Origin of the sequence: Ottowia massiliensis (assembly GCF_900240305.1) — a bacterium.
Classification (GTDB): domain Bacteria; phylum Pseudomonadota; class Gammaproteobacteria; order Burkholderiales; family Burkholderiaceae_C; genus Ottowia; species Ottowia massiliensis.
Map to the genome: position 1 here is coordinate 997,266 of NZ_LT964854.1, position 14,195 is coordinate 1,011,460.

The 14,195-nt window shown below is 68.2% G+C and carries 8 protein-coding genes; 5 read left to right on the forward strand and 3 right to left on the reverse strand.

Annotated features, from left to right (window positions below):
• Window positions 1-55: 55 nt before the first annotated feature.
• Window positions 56-1,708: a DUF4139 domain-containing protein gene (locus C1720_RS04530; protein ID WP_233199803.1), complete on the forward strand. Its 1,653-nt coding sequence runs from the start codon at window positions 56-58 to the stop codon at window positions 1,706-1,708.
• A gap of 204 nt (window positions 1,709-1,912) precedes the next feature.
• On the opposite strand, the gene queA is transcribed toward C1720_RS04530, so the two are convergent.
• Window positions 1,913-2,965 carry a tRNA preQ1(34) S-adenosylmethionine ribosyltransferase-isomerase QueA gene (queA, locus tag C1720_RS04540; RefSeq protein WP_102284498.1) on the reverse strand — a complete coding sequence of 351 codons (1,053 nt, stop codon included), beginning with the start codon at window positions 2,963-2,965 and terminating at the stop codon, window positions 1,913-1,915.
• A gap of 92 nt (window positions 2,966-3,057) precedes the next feature.
• On the opposite strand from queA, the gene recG reads away from it, so the two are divergent.
• Complete coding sequence (gene recG / locus C1720_RS04545; protein ID WP_102283381.1) at window positions 3,058-5,208, forward strand: ATP-dependent DNA helicase RecG; 2,151 nt, start codon at window positions 3,058-3,060, stop codon at window positions 5,206-5,208.
• Between the two features lie 503 nt (window positions 5,209-5,711).
• Here the strand turns inward: recG and mutS are convergent.
• Window positions 5,712-8,336 (reverse strand): DNA mismatch repair protein MutS, encoded by a 2,625-nt coding sequence (gene mutS, locus C1720_RS04550; RefSeq protein ID WP_102284499.1) that lies wholly within the window; start codon window positions 8,334-8,336, stop codon window positions 5,712-5,714.
• Window positions 8,337-8,405: 69 nt separating this feature from the next.
• On the opposite strand from mutS, the gene greB reads away from it, so the two are divergent.
• The 3 genes from greB (at window position 8,406) to C1720_RS04565 (ending at window position 12,032) form a co-directional block, all read left to right on the forward strand.
• Window positions 8,406-8,966, forward strand: coding sequence for a transcription elongation factor GreB (greB, locus tag C1720_RS04555; protein ID WP_102283382.1), 561 nt, complete (start codon window positions 8,406-8,408; stop codon window positions 8,964-8,966).
• A 153-nt stretch (window positions 8,967-9,119) separates the two neighbouring features.
• The gene (locus tag C1720_RS04560; protein ID WP_102283383.1) at window positions 9,120-9,662 is read left to right on the forward strand and encodes a TPM domain-containing protein; all 543 of its coding nucleotides are present in this window, start codon (window positions 9,120-9,122) and stop codon (window positions 9,660-9,662) included.
• Window positions 9,663-9,722: 60 nt separating this feature from the next.
• On the forward strand, window positions 9,723-12,032 hold the full coding sequence (locus C1720_RS04565; RefSeq protein ID WP_102283384.1) for an NADP-dependent malic enzyme: 2,310 nt from the start codon (window positions 9,723-9,725) through the stop codon (window positions 12,030-12,032).
• 276 nt (window positions 12,033-12,308) lie between these two features.
• On the opposite strand, the gene C1720_RS04570 is transcribed toward C1720_RS04565, so the two are convergent.
• Entirely contained in the window at window positions 12,309-14,120 is a 1,812-nt protein-coding gene (locus tag C1720_RS04570; RefSeq protein WP_102283385.1) for an ABC transporter ATP-binding protein/permease, read from the reverse strand.
• Between the last annotated feature and the right edge of the window lie 75 nt (window positions 14,121-14,195).

A 14,195-nucleotide genomic window follows, 5' to 3' on the forward strand; every position in this document is an offset into this window, starting at 1 on the left:
TATCCAGTGCCAGCCAGGGCGCTGCTAGCATTTCCGCTTCGCTTTCACCCCGCTCATGAAAGGCCCGCTCATGCCCATGCGCTTGTTGCGTTTTCCCGCCCTTGCGGCCCTGGTCAGCCTGGCTGCCAGCCTGCCTGCCGCAGCTGCCGCGCCTGAAAGCGCGGCTTCGCGCATCACCCGCGTCACGGTCTATCCGGGCGCGGCCGTTGTGGAGCGCGCCGCGCCCGTGGCCGCTGGCGCACGCCGCGTGGTGTTTGAATGCCTGCCTGCCAAGCTGGATGAACAAAGCCTGACAGCCAGCGCCAGCGCGGCCGTGCGCGTGGGTGAAATCAGCGTGCAAACCTTGCCGCGCGAGCAGGCAGCGGCCTGCGCCAGCCCGCTACAGGAACGCATTCGCGAGTTGCAGGACAAGATCGCCGCCGCTGATGCGGAAAAAGAAGCGCTGGACTTGAGCGCCGAATACCTCAAAGCCGTCATCAAAGCCGTGCAGGCCGCGCCAGACGGCGGCGAGCGCGCCCCTGCCAACGCCAGCGCCATCACCGCCACGGCGGAAGCCCTGCGCAAAAGCGGGCAGGACAACGCCCTGCGCGCCCTGCAACTGGATCGCCGCAAGGAAGACTTGCAGCGCCAGCTCAAGCCCCTGCTGGCCGAAAGCCGCCGTCTGGGCGGCAGCCGCGTGACCACCGTCACCGTGACCCTGGCCGCCGAAAAAGCGGGCGAGGCGCGCCTGAGCTACCAGGTGCGCGGCCCCGGCTGGCAGCCGGGCTACCGCGCCGCGCTCGATCCCGCAGGCCCCGGCGTGAAGCTGGAACGCCTGGCCCTCGTGGCGCAAGACACCGGCGAAGACTGGCAAGACGTGGCCCTGACCCTTTCCACCGGCCAGCCCGGCCGCGCCACGCAGGCCGAACTGCCCCGCCCCTGGACGCTGGACATCAGCCAGCCCGAACTTGAGCGCGCCCGCAGCGCCAGCTTCAGCGGCCGCTCCTACTCTCTCGCAGTGGAGCCTGCCGTGATGTCCCAGGAAGCCAGCGCTGAAGAAGCCGGCAGCGCCCCCGAAATGCCCCGCTTTGAAGTGGAAACCACGGACCGCGCCTACGCCACCGAATTCAGGGCGCCGCAACGCATCACCGTGCCCGCCAGCGGCGAGCGCGTCACCCTCACGCTGGGCAGCGTCACTGTGCCGGCGCGGCTCATCACCCGCGCCGCTCCGGCGGTGGAAGAAGCCGCCTACCTCATTGCCGAAATCACCCCGCCCGACGGCATATGGCCCGCCGGCCCCATGCAGCTCACGCGCGACGGCGCGCTGGTCGGCAGCGGACGGCTCGACTTTTCCCAGCCCGCGCCCATCGCCCTCTCATTCGGGCCTGACGAGCAAGTCAGCGTCAAGGCCGAAGCGGCGCAAGACAGGAGCGGCACCACCGGTTTCATGGGCAGCAAGGGCGAGCGCAAAACCCGCCGCGCCTTCAGCGTGCAAAACCGCCGCAAAACACCCATTGAGCTGCAAGTGATTGACGCCGCGCCCGTTTCCAAAAACGAGCGCATCACCGTGCAATCGGCCTACACGCCCAAGCCCGCTGACACTGCCTTTCTCAAACAGCCCGGCCTCATCCTCTGGCAGCAAAGCCTGGCCGCCGGCGCCACGGTCAGCTTCAGTGCCGAACACACCATCCAATGGCCCAAAGACGCGCAAATCGACGAAAGGCAATGAACGGCCCGGGTCATGGCAATCGTCAGCTCCTCTATTCATAGCATGACGTCCTAGTGGAGATTGCGCAGAGCGGCATTTATTGCCCCCTGTATCTGCTCCTGTTTTTGCTTCAGATCAAGCCTTCGAGCGGCTGCTTCGGGCTGGGCGGCGCTCATGCCGGGGCCGTCGTCTTCCATGGGCGGGCGCAGGGCGCGGAGCCGCCCCTCACACCTGCCGCGCCAGCAGCATGGCGTCGCCATAGCTGAAAAAGCGGTAGCGCTGCGCAATGGCGTGGCGGTACAGCGCCATCACGTGCGCGTGGCCTGCGAAGGCGCTCACCAGCATCATGAGCGTGCTGCGCGGCAGGTGGAAATTGGTCAGGAGCATGTCCGCCACCTGAAAGCGAAAGCCCGGCGTGATGAAGATGCGCGTGTCGCCCCTTGCCTGCCCCGTGGCCGCCCATGCCTCCAGGCTGCGCACGCTGGTGGTGCCTGCCGCCACCACGCGGCCGCCGCGCGCGCGGCAGGCGGCAATGGCCTCTTGCGTGGCGGCGGGCACGTCGTAGCGCTCGGCGTGCATCTGGTGCTCGCTCAGGCGCTCGGTTTTCACCGGCTGGAAGGTGCCCGCGCCCACGTGCAGGGTGACGAAGGCGCGCTGCACGCCGCGCGCGGCCAGCGCCTGCAAAACGGCTTCGTCAAAGTGCAGCGAAGCCGTGGGCGCGGCCACCGCGCCGGGGCGCGCGGCAAACACCGTCTGATAGCGCGCCTCATCTTCCGCGCCATCGGCATGCGTGATGTAAGGCGGCAGCGGCACGTGTCCGTGCGCGGCCATCAGCGCGTAGGCGTCGCCCGAAAAGCGCAAGTGAAACAGCGCGCCGTCCGCCTGCGGCCAGCGCCCCAGCAGCTCGGCCTCGAAGCCGCCTTGCTCCGTGCCGCCAGCCATGCGCAGCCGCGCGCCCACGGGCGGCTTTTTGCTCGCGCGCATGTGCGCGGCCACGGTGCCGTCGGCCAGCACGCGCTCGACCAGTAGCTCCAGCTTGCCGCCGCTGGGCTTTTCGCCAAACAGGCGCGCCTTGACCACTTGCGTGTCGTTGAGCACCAGCAAGTCGCCCTCGCGCAGCAGGCCGGGCAAATCGGCAAAGCGCCGGTCAGCGGGCGCTGCGCCCGTGCCGTCCAGCAGGCGCGAAGCGCTGCGCGTGGCCGCCGGGTGCTGGGCAATCAGCTGCGGCGGCAGGTCAAAGTCGAAATCGCTGGTGGCGTAGGTGCGGGGGCAAGTCATGTCAGTCGGCGCTTGGCTGGCGGCTGTTGTCATTCACGAAAGGCGGGGTTTGGATGCCATGGCGTCCAAACCCCGAAGGGCAAAATTCTTCCATGCCCGCAGCACCCTCTTCACCCCCGCCGCCGGATGCCGCCGCAAAGAAAGCGGTCAGGGCCTTGTCTGCGCCGCAAAAGGCGCTGCGCAAGCTGGGGCTGGTGCGCGATATGGATTTGGCGCTGCATTTGCCGCTGCGCTATGAGGATGAAACGCACATCACCCGCTTGCGCGATGCGCGCGAGGGCGATGAAGTGCAGATCGAGGGCGTGGTGCGCCATCAGGAAGTGGCGGCCAGCGGGCGGCGGCAGCTGCTGGTCACGCTGGATGACGGCAGCGACACGTGCCTTCTGCGCTTTTTCAACTTCTACCCTTCGCTGATGAAGCAGATGGCCGTGGGCGCGCGGCTGCGGGTGCGCGGACAGTTGCGCAGCGGGCTGGCGGGGCCGGTGATGCTGCATCCGGCCGTGCGCGCGGCCGGTGCGCCGCTGCCTGAGCGGCTCACGCCCGTGTATCCAGCCACGGCCGCGCTGGCGCAGGCGTATTTGCGCAAGGCGGTGCAGTCGGGCCTGGCGCGCGCCGATGCAAGCGGGCAGCTGGGCGAGACCGTGCCGCCCGATCTGGCGGCGGGCATGTTTGCGGGGCTGAAGGGCGCAGCGGGCGTGCCTCCGCAAAGCCCGCCGCCCACCTTGCGCGAGGCGCTGTTTTTTTTGCACCAGCCGCCGCCCGATGCGCCGCTGGCCGCTTTGCAAGAGCGCGTGCATCCGGCCTGGCTGCGCCTGAAGGCCGAGGAGCTGCTGGCCCAGCAGCTGTCGCAGTGGCGCGCGCGGCAAGAGCGCGCGGCGCTGGCCGCGCCCGCGCTGCATGTGCGCCCGGGCGGGCTGCATGAGAAGCTGCTGGCGGCGCTGCCTTTTGCGCTGACGGCGGCGCAGCGCCGCGTGAGCGAAGAAATTGCGCGCGATCTGGCCCGCCCCCAGCCCATGCACCGGCTGCTGCAAGGCGATGTGGGCGCGGGCAAAACCGTGGTGGCCGCGCTGGCCGCTTGCGTGGCGATGGACGCCAGCTGGCAGTGCGCCCTGATGGCGCCCACGGAAATTCTGGCCAGCCAGCACTTTGACAAGCTCACGCAGTGGCTTGCGCCCCTGCTGCAAGCGCGCGGCCAGCGCGTGGCGTGGCTGACGGGCAGCCAGAAGAAAAAAGAGCGCGCCGCCGCCTTGCAGGCCATTGAATCGGGCGAGGCGGCGCTGGTGGTGGGCACGCACGCCGTCATCCAGCAGCAGGTGAACTTCGCGCGGCTGGGGCTGGCCGTGATTGACGAGCAGCACCGCTTTGGCGTGGCGCAGCGCCTGGCCTTGCGGCAAAAGCTGGCCGGGCAGGAGCCGCATTTGCTGATGATGAGCGCCACGCCCATTCCGCGCACGCTGGCCATGAGCTGCTACGCCGATCTGGACGTGTCCACGCTGGACGAGCTGCCGCCCGGGCGCACGCCAGTGCTCACCAAGCTGATTGCCAGCCACCGGCGCGGCGAAGTCATCGAACGCCTGCACCAGCAGCTGCGGCGCGGCGCGCAGGCTTACTGGGTGTGCCCGCTGATCGAGGAAAGCGAGGCGCTGGACTTGCAAAGCGCCACGCAAACCCACGCCGAGCTGGCCGCCGCCCTGCCCGGCCTGAACGTGGGCCTGCTGCACTCGCGCATGCCCGCCGCCGACAAAAAAGCGGTGATGGACGCCTTTGCCAGCGGCCAGATGGCCGCGCTGGTGAGCACCACCGTGATTGAAGTGGGCGTGGACGTGCCCAATGCCAGCCTCATGGTCATCGAGCACGCCGAGCGATTTGGCCTGAGCCAGCTGCACCAGCTGCGCGGCCGCGTGGGCCGGGGCAGCGCCGCCAGCGCCTGCGTGCTGCTCTACGAAGTGCCCGAGGGCGGCCGCCTGGGCGAAGTGGCCCGCGAGCGCCTGAAGGCCATGCTGGAAACGCACGACGGCTTTGAAATCGCCCGGCGCGATCTGGCGCTGCGCGGCCCCGGCGAATTTCTGGGCGAGCGCCAAAGCGGCGCGGCCCTGCTGCGCTTTGCCGATTTGCAGCAAGACGAGCCGCTCATCGAATGGGCGCGCCAGGCCGCGCCGCAAATGCTGGCGCGCTACCCCGCCCTGGCCGGGCAGCACGTGCAGCGCTGGCTGGGCGCGCGCATGGACTATCTGAAGGCGTGATGCGGGGCTTGGGAGTGAAGGATTATTTTCGCTCCTTGATTTGTAGCATGAGGTCCTAGTAAAACGGGCGCAAGACGGCTTTTTGGGTACCTGTTTTTTGCTCCTCTTTCAAGCACTCCGCATGCATATCCCAGCCGCCCAGGCTGGCACTTGAGTGGCCGAGAACCTGTTCACGGCCTGTCCGTGAGGGCAAAAGGCGCGGCCTGAAGGCGCTCTGCGGCGTTGCAAATGCCTTGCTGGAACTCAAACCCGTCTGCGGTTTGAGCCTTGCGGCCATCCCAAGCCAGGCTTTTGCCCTACGGTCAGACCCAGAACAGGTTCTGAAAGCCTCTTGCCAAATCAAACCACGGGCAATCTGGGCCACGCTTGAGCCAAGCCATGCCGGCCTCCTCGTCCTTGCTCAGCCAGACGAAGGGCCGCTCCACAGAACAGGAGCAAAAAAACGGGCCTGAAAACCGCCAGAGCGCCCTGGATACGGGGCGCTGCCACTATTCAAACCGAATTCAGGCCAGTTTCTTGAGCTGGTAGAGCGTCTCCAGCGCCTGCCGGGGGCTGAGTTCATCGGGGTCAAGGGCGGCCAGGGCGGCTTGCAGCGCGCTGGGCGGGGCCGGTTCGGCGGCGGGCGCGGGTTCAGGCTCTGGCAGGGGCGCAAAAAGATCGGGCTGGGCCTGCTGGCTGGCGGCGGCGGTTTCCAGCCTGGCGAGCACGTGGCGGGCGTGGTTCACCACGGCGGCGGGCACGCCGGCCAGGCGGGCGACCTGGATGCCGTAGCTGCGGCTGGCAGGGCCGGGCTGGATTTCGTGCAGGAAGGCGATGGCGCCGCCTTCGCCGGTTTCTGCGGCGCTGACGTGCACGTTGATGGCGGCGTGGCAGGCGGCGGGCAGTTCGGTGAGTTCAAAGTAGTGGGTGGCAAAGAGGGTGAGGCACTGGGCCTTGTCGTGCAGCCAGGCGGCAATGGCGGTGGCCAGCGACAGGCCGTCATACGTGCTGGTGCCGCGCCCGATTTCGTCCATGAGCACCAGCGACTGCGGCGTGGCGCTGCGCAGGATTTGCGCCGCTTCGGTCATCTCCAGCATGAAGGTGGACTGGGCGTTGGCCAGATCGTCGGCCGCGCCGATGCGGGTGTGAATGGCGTCCACCGGCCCCAGGCGGCAGCTTTCGGCGGGCACGTAGCTGCCCATGCTGGCCAGCAAGGTGATGAGGGCCACTTGCCGCATGTAGGTGCTTTTGCCGCCCATGTTGGGGCCGGTGATGATTTGCAGGCGCTGGCGCGGCCCCAGGTGCGTGCTGTTGGCGATGAAAGCGCCCTGGCCGCTTTCTTGCAGGCGCGCCTGCACGACGGGGTGGCGGCCTGCGGTGATGTCAATGCCCGGCTCGCGCGTGAATTCGGGCCTGCGCCACTCCAGCGTGTGGGCGCGCTCGGCCAGGGCGGCCAGCGCGTCCAGCGCGGCCAGCGCGCGGGCAAAGCGCGTGAGGGCGGGAATGTGCGGCTGCAAGCGGCGCAGCAGCTCGTCAAACAGCCATTTTTCGCGGGCCAGCGCGCGCTCTTGCGCCGACAGGGCGCGGTCTTCAAACGCCTTGAGTTCGGGGGTGATGAAGCGTTCGGCGTTTTTCAGCGTCTGGCGGCGGCGGTAGTCGGCGGGCACTTTGGCGGCCTGGCCTTGCGTGACTTCAATGTAAAAGCCATGCACTTTGTTGAACTGCACGCGCAAATTGGCAATGCCGGTGCGCTGGCGCTCGCGCGTTTCCATCTCCAGCAAAAAGGCGTCGCAGTTGCTGGCAATGGCGCGCAGCTCATCGAGCATGGCATCGTGGCCGGGGGCGATCACGCCGCCGTCGCGCACCAGGGCGGCCGGCTCCTGGGCAATGGCCGATTGCAGCGCTTGCAGGCATTCGGCGGGCGGGGCCAGGTCTTGCGCCAGCTGCGCCAAAAGCGCCGCCTGCGCTTGCGCAGCCAGGGCGGGCAGCTCGCCTTTTTGCAGCGCCTGGCGCAAGGCGGCCAGCTCGCGCGGGCGCACTTGCGCCAGGGCGATGCGGGCCGTGACGCGCTCGACATCGCCCGTGCCTTTGAGCAGGGCGCGCAAGCGCTGCCACAGCGGGGCCGCGTCACCTTGCGGGGCCAGCAGCGCGGCAATGGCGGCGTGGCGGCCGCTGGCGGCGGCGCGGTCGCGCTGCGGCGCCAGCAGCCAGGTTTTGAGCAGGCGGCTGCCCATGCCGGTCTGGCAGGTGTCCAGCAGCGAAAACAGCGTGGGCGCGTCTTCGCCGCGCAAGGTTTGCACCAGCTCCAGATTGCGGCGCGTGACGGCGGGCAGATCGATCAAATCGCCCGCGCGCGCCACTTGCAGGCTGCGCACATGGGTGAGCGCGTGGCCTTGCGTGTGCTCGGCGTAAGCCAGCAGCGCGGCGCTGGCGGCGTGGGCCAGCGCGCAGCCCTGCGCGCCCCAGGCGGCCAGGCTGGCGGCCTGCAACTGTTCTTGCAAGCGGGCCGCGCCCAGGGCGGCGTCAAACTGCCATTCGGGGCGGCGCGTGACGGGCGCGGCCGGCTGGGCCGTTTGCAAGGCGGTTTGCAAAGCCGCTTCCAGCCGCTGCTGCTGCGCGGCGGTGAGACTGGCCGAAACCAGCACTTCGCTGGGCGCAATGCGGGCCAGCCAGGCGGGCAAGTCATCCGCCGCGCACTCGGCCAGGTTCAACTGCCCTTGCGTGACCGCCAGCCAGGCCAGCCCGCACTGCTGGCGCGGGCCGAAATGCACGGCCAGCAGCATGGACTCGCTTTTTTCCGCCATCAGCGTGCTGTCCGTCAGCGTGCCGGGCGTGACCACGCGCACCACCTTGCGCTCCACCGGCCCCTTGCCAGCGCCTGCCGCGCCTGCTTCGCCCACCTGCTCGCAAATGGCCACCGCCTCGCCCAGCCGGATGAGCCGCGCCAGATAGCTCTCCACCGAATGAAACGGCACCCCCGCCATCGGAATGGGCTGCCCCGCCGATTGCCCGCGCGTGGTCAGCGTGATGTCCAGCAGCTGCGCCGCCTTTTCCGCATCGCCATAGAACATCTCGTAAAAGTCGCCCATGCGATAGAACAGCAGCGTGTCCGGATAGTCTTTTTTCAGGCGCAGATACTGCTGCATCATCGGCGTGTGGGCGGCAAATTCATCGGGGCTGGTCACGGCAATTCCTTCAGGCAGAACAAACGATTAGACATGAGCAAAGCCTTCACCAAAGAAACCGATGGCGATGACAGCGAAGACAGCGCCCCGGCGCTGCCGCCCCTGCCGCCGGGCGGGCGCAACTACATCACGCCCGCAGGCTACGCCGCCTTGCGCGCCGAGCTGATGCAGCTGATGGACCACGAACGCCCGCAAGTGGTGGAAGCCGTGCACTGGGCCGCCAAAAATGGCGACCGCAGCGAAAACGGCGACTACCTCTACGGCAAAAAGCGTTTGCGCGAGATCGACCGGCGCATCCGCTTTCTCACGCGCCGGCTGGAAATCGCCGCCGTCACCGACCCCAGCGCCCACCACGGCAGCGACCAGGTTTTCTTCGGCGCAAGCGTGACTTACTTGGACTGCGACACGGGCGAAGAGCGGCGCGTGACCATCAAGGGCATTGATGAAGCCGAGAGCGCGCGCGGCGAGGTCAGCTGGATCAGCCCCATCGCCCGCGCCCTGCTGCGCGCCCGCGTGGGCGACGAAATCAAGCTGATCACGCCTTCAGGCGCGCGGCTGATTGAAGTGCTGGCCGTGGAATACCCGCAAGGCTGAAACGGCCCCGGGTGCTCTCGAAAAAATAGCTGCATGCGCCCATTCCATGCGGACTTGCGGGCGATTTGGCCCTCAAAACCGGGCTTGGGAGCGGGCCTTGGGCGGCTGGCCTGCCCCTATCATCAGCCAGGCTGATGCGAAACGGTGACATTCATGCTCCATTCCTCTCGATTGCTGCACCATCTCTGGCTTGATGAAGCCGATGCCCGGCGCGCTGTGCCCCCGGCTCTGGCGCAGCGGCTGGCGCGGCTGGTTGCCGAAAGCGAGGCGCGGCATGAGGGCGAAGTGCGCCTGTGCGTGGAAGGCTCGCTGCCCATCAGCTATCTGTGGCGGCACGTGCGCCGCCGCCAGCCCATGCCGCAAGTGCTGCGCGAGCGGGCGCTGATGCTGTTTGCCAAGCTGCGCGTGTGGGACACGCGCCAGCGCAACGGCGTGCTGGTGTATCTGAACCTGGCCGCGCGCGCCATTGAAATCGTGCCCGATCGCGGCCTGGCCGAGCGCGCGCCGCCGCCCGAGTGGGCCGCCGTATCTGAACGGCTGGCTGGCGCGCTGGGGGCCGGGCGCTTTGAAGAAGGGCTGACGAACGCGCTGGCTGAAGTCACGGCCCTGCTTGAAAAGCACTTTCCCGAGCCGCCGGATGCCGCCTGCCGCCCGGCGCCGGATAACCAGCTGCCCGATGCCGTAGTGCTGTGCTGACCCCCCTCTTTCCCTTCAAAACGCTTCCCGAATTCCAGCAAATCGAAAGGCAGACTGACCATGCAAGACCTCACTCCCGCCCAGGCCGCCCTGCGCGACGCCGCCCGCAACTACCACCGCCAGCCCACGCGCGGCAAAGTGGCCGTGGTGCCCACCAAGCCGCTGTCCAACCAGCATGATTTGTCGCTGGCGTATTCGCCGGGCGTGGCCTATCCGTGCCTGGACATTCAGGCCAATCCAACCCTGGCGGCCGAATACACGGCGCGCGGCAATCTGGTGGGCGTGGTCACCAACGGCACGGCCGTGCTGGGGCTGGGCGACATCGGCCCGCTGGCGGGCAAGCCGGTGATGGAAGGCAAAGGGTGCCTGTTCAAGAAGTTCGCGGGCATCGACGTGTTCGACATCGAACTGGCCGAGCGCGACCCCGACAAGCTGGTGGACATCATCGCAGCGCTGGAGCCCACGCTGGGCGGCGTGAACCTGGAAGACATCAAGGCGCCCGAGTGCTTTTACATCGAGCGCAAGCTGCGCGAGCGCATGAACATTCCGGTGTTTCATGACGACCAGCACGGCACCGCCATCATTGCGGGCGCGGCGCTGCTCAACGGGCTGGAGCTGGTGGACAAGCGCATTGAAGACGCCAAAGTGGCCGTCAGCGGCGCGGGCGCGGCAGCGCTGGCCTGCCTGGACGTGCTGGTGGGCCTGGGCGCGAAGCCGCAAAACATCTTCGTGTGCGACTCCAAAGGCGTCATCTACGAAGGCCGCCCCGGCGGCTTTGACGAATCCAAGGCCCGCTACGCACAAAAAACCGAAGCGCGCACGCTGGCCGACGTGGTGCGCGGCGCAGACGTCTTTCTGGGCTGCTCCACCGCCGGCGTGCTCAGCGCCGACATGGTCAAAAGCATGGCCGACAAGCCCGTCATCCTGGCGCTGGCCAATCCCAACCCTGAAATCGACCCCGCCGAAGCACGCCTGGCGCGGCCCGACTGCATCATCGCCACGGGCCGCAGCGATTACCCCAACCAGGTGAACAACGTGCTGTGCTTTCCCTACATCTTCCGTGGCGCGCTGGACTGCGGCGCCACCCGGATTACCGAGGAAATGAAGCTGGCCTGCGTGCGCGAAATCGCCGCGCTGGCCAAGGCCGAATCCAGCGCCGAAGTGGCCGCCGCCTACGCGGGCAAGGAACTGAACTTCGGCCCCGACTACATCATCCCCACGCCGTTTGACCCGCGCCTGATCCTGCGCATTGCCCCCGCCGTGGCCGAAGCGGCCGTGCGCTCGGGCGTGGCCACGCGGCCCATCACCGACATCGCGGCCTACCGCGCCTCGCTGGAGCGCTACATCTACCAGTCCGGCATGCTCATGCGCCCCGTCATCTCCGCCGCCCAGGCCGTGCCCGCCGCGCAAAAACGCGTGGTGTATGCCGAAGGCGAAGACGAGCGCGTGCTGCGCGCCGTGCAAAGCGTGGTGGACGACGGCCTGGCCACGCCCCTGCTCGTGGGCCGCCAGTCCGTCATTGAACGCCGCATCGCCAGAGCCGGCCTGCGCCTGAAAGTGGGGCGCGACGTGCAGGTGTGCGACCCCGAAACCGACAGCCGCTACGAAACCTGGTGGAAGGAATTTCACCGCCTGATGGCGCGCAACGGCGTCACGCAAGAAGCCGCGCGCGCCGCCGTGCGCCGCTCCACCACCGTGCTGGCCGCCCTCATGGTCCGCATGAACGACGCCGACGCCATGATCTGCGGCACCCTGGGCCGCTTTGACGTGCACTTCCAGCACGTCAGCGACATCATCGGCAAGGAACCGCACGCGCCCTGCATGGCCGCGCTCAACGCTCTCATCGCCGGCGGCCGCACCCTGTTCATTGCCGATACCTACATCAACAGCGACCCCGGCCCCGAACTGCTCGCCAGCATCGCCCGCCTGGCCGTGCAGGAAGTGCGCAACTTCGGCCTGCCGCCCAAAGTCGCCTTCCTCTCGCACTCCAACTTCGGCTCATCCACGCGCCCCTCGGCGCTGAAGATGCGCGCCGCGCGCGACCTGTTCCGCCAGCAGATGCCCGATGTGGAATGCGACGGCGAAATGCACGGCGACACCGCGCTCTCGCCCGAGCTGCGCGCCCGCAGCGTGCCCGACAGCACCTTGAGCGGCGAGGCCAACCTGCTCATCTGCCCCAGCCTGGACGCAGCCAACATCCTCTTCAACGTGCTCAAAACCACCGACGGCAATGGCGTCACCATCGGCCCCATCCTGCTGGGCGCGGCTGCGCCGGTGCATGTGCTCACGCCCAGCGCCACCGTGCGCCGCCTCATCAACATGACCGCCCTGGCCGTGGCCGAAGCGCAAAGCCGCCGCGCCGCGCACTAACGCTGGCGAACCATGAGAAAAAAAAGCGGGCCGAGGCCCGCTTTTTTCATGCCCGCAACAGCCGCCCCAAGCGCCGAGAAACCGGCATGCCGCAGACATGCAGGCGCGCCGTTTTTAGCTCCTTCATCAATAGCATGATGTCCTGATGAAACCTGCGGTGAATGGGTTTTTATCCCCCCTCAAATTCGCTACTGTTTTTGACGCCTTCTGGCAGGCGTGCCGGGACTTGCCCGGGGCTGGCCGCGAGCAGGCTTTCATGGCGGCTTCACAGCGGCCTTACAGCTGCATTTCGTGCTCGTGAAAGCGCCGCAGGCTGCTGCGGTGGGCGATGCTCACGAGGGTGAGGCCGGGCAGGTCGCGGGTGAGGCGGGCGTAGAGGCGCTCTTCGGTTTCTTCGTCCAGGGCGCTGGTGGCTTCGTCCAGAAAGAGCCAGCGGGGGCGGTGCAGCCAGATGCGGGCAAAGGCCAGGCGCTGCTGCTCGCCGGGGGAGAGCTGGCGCGCCCAGTGGGCGCTTTCGTGCAGGCGGTGCGTGAGGGCGGGCAGGCAGGCCCAGCGCAGGGCGGCCTGGCAGTCGTCGTCGCTGAAGGCGGTTTCGAGGGCGGGGTAGGCCAGGCAGGCGCGCAGGGTGCCTGCGGGCAGGTAGCTTTGCTGGGGCACGAAGAGGGTTTCGGCGCGGGGGGCTGCCGCAGCGCCGGGCGCTGTGGCTGTTTTGGGCGTTTCAGCGGTTTCGGGCGCTTCAGCGGTTCCGGGCGGGGTGGCGATGTGGCCGTGGCCGTGCGTCCACAGGCCGGCCAGGGCGCGCAGCAGGGTGCTTTTGCCTGCGCCGGAGGGGCCGCGCAGCATCCAGCGCTCGCCGGGGGCGATGCGCCAGTTCACCACGGGGGTGAGGGGCCGCCCGCCGGGGCCGAGGGCTTGCACGCCTTGCAGGGCGTAGCCGCTGGCGGCGGGGCCGCGCTGGCGGGTGATGCGGGGGGCGCTGGCCGTTGCGCCGCTGGCGGCTTGCAAGGCGGCGTCAAATTCGGCCAGGCGCGCCAGGGCCGAGCGTAGCAGGGCGAGGTCTTTGTATTTGTAGATGAACCACGAGAGGGCCACGCGCACGCGCATGAAGCTTTGGATGAGCTGGGTGAGGTCGCCCAGGGTGATGATGCCTTTGAACAGGCGCGGGCCTTGCAGCATGTAGGGCACGAGCGCGCCGACTTCGGTGTAGGTGTTGTCGGCGATGGTGATGCGCTTGGTGTAGTTCATGATGTCGCGCCAGTTGCGGCGCACGGCGGCGAAGCGGGCCGAAAGGCGCGCTCTTTCGGCGCTTTCGCCGCCGTAGAGGGCGATTTGTTCGGCGCTTTCGCGGATGCGCAGCAGCGCGGCGCGAAAGTCGGCTTCGGCCTGCTGCTGGCGGTAGTCGATTTGCACCATGCGGCCGCCGATTTTTTCAATGGCCCACGAGCCACCCAGCGCGTAGATGAAGGCCACCCAAAGCATGTAGCCGGGCACTTGCAGCGTTTGGCCCCCAAGGGTGATGGCCAGTGCGCCCGACAGGCCCCAGACGATGGCCGAGAAGGTCAAGAGGCTGACGAAGTTGCTGATCAGCCCCAGCCCCAGGGTGAGCGTGCCGCTGGCGACCATGCGCAGGTCTTCGGCCACGCGCTGGTCGGCGTTTTCAAGGCCGCCGCCGCGATGGCCGCCGCCTTCGCCCTGATCGCCCTGATCGCCCTGATCGCCCTGATCGCGCTCCAGCCGCCAGAAGGCGTTGCCCGCCAGCCAGCGGCGCAGGTGTTCTTCGGTCATCCAGGCGCGCCAGCGCATTTCCAGCGATTGCGCCAGCCAGGTGCGGGCGGTGTTGAGCACCAGCCCCGTGAGCGCCAGCGCGGCCAGCGCGGCCAGTTGCGGCCAGAAGGCGGCTTCGTTGAGCTGCTGGAGCGCGTCGTAGAAGTCTTTTTGCCAGTAGGTGATGCGCGCGGCGCGCCACACCAGCGCCAGATCCAGCGCGATGACGGCGGCCAGCAGCCGCCAGCCCGGCCCGCTGTCGGGCGAGACCCAGTAGGCGCGGATGATGGGCCACGCGCCCGCGCGCGAAGCGGGGGCGCTCATGTGCGTAGGGGCCTCGAAGGCATCAGAAGGAGGAGCAAATTCAAGGGGGTAGAAACCCCGTTTTGCGCAGTATCC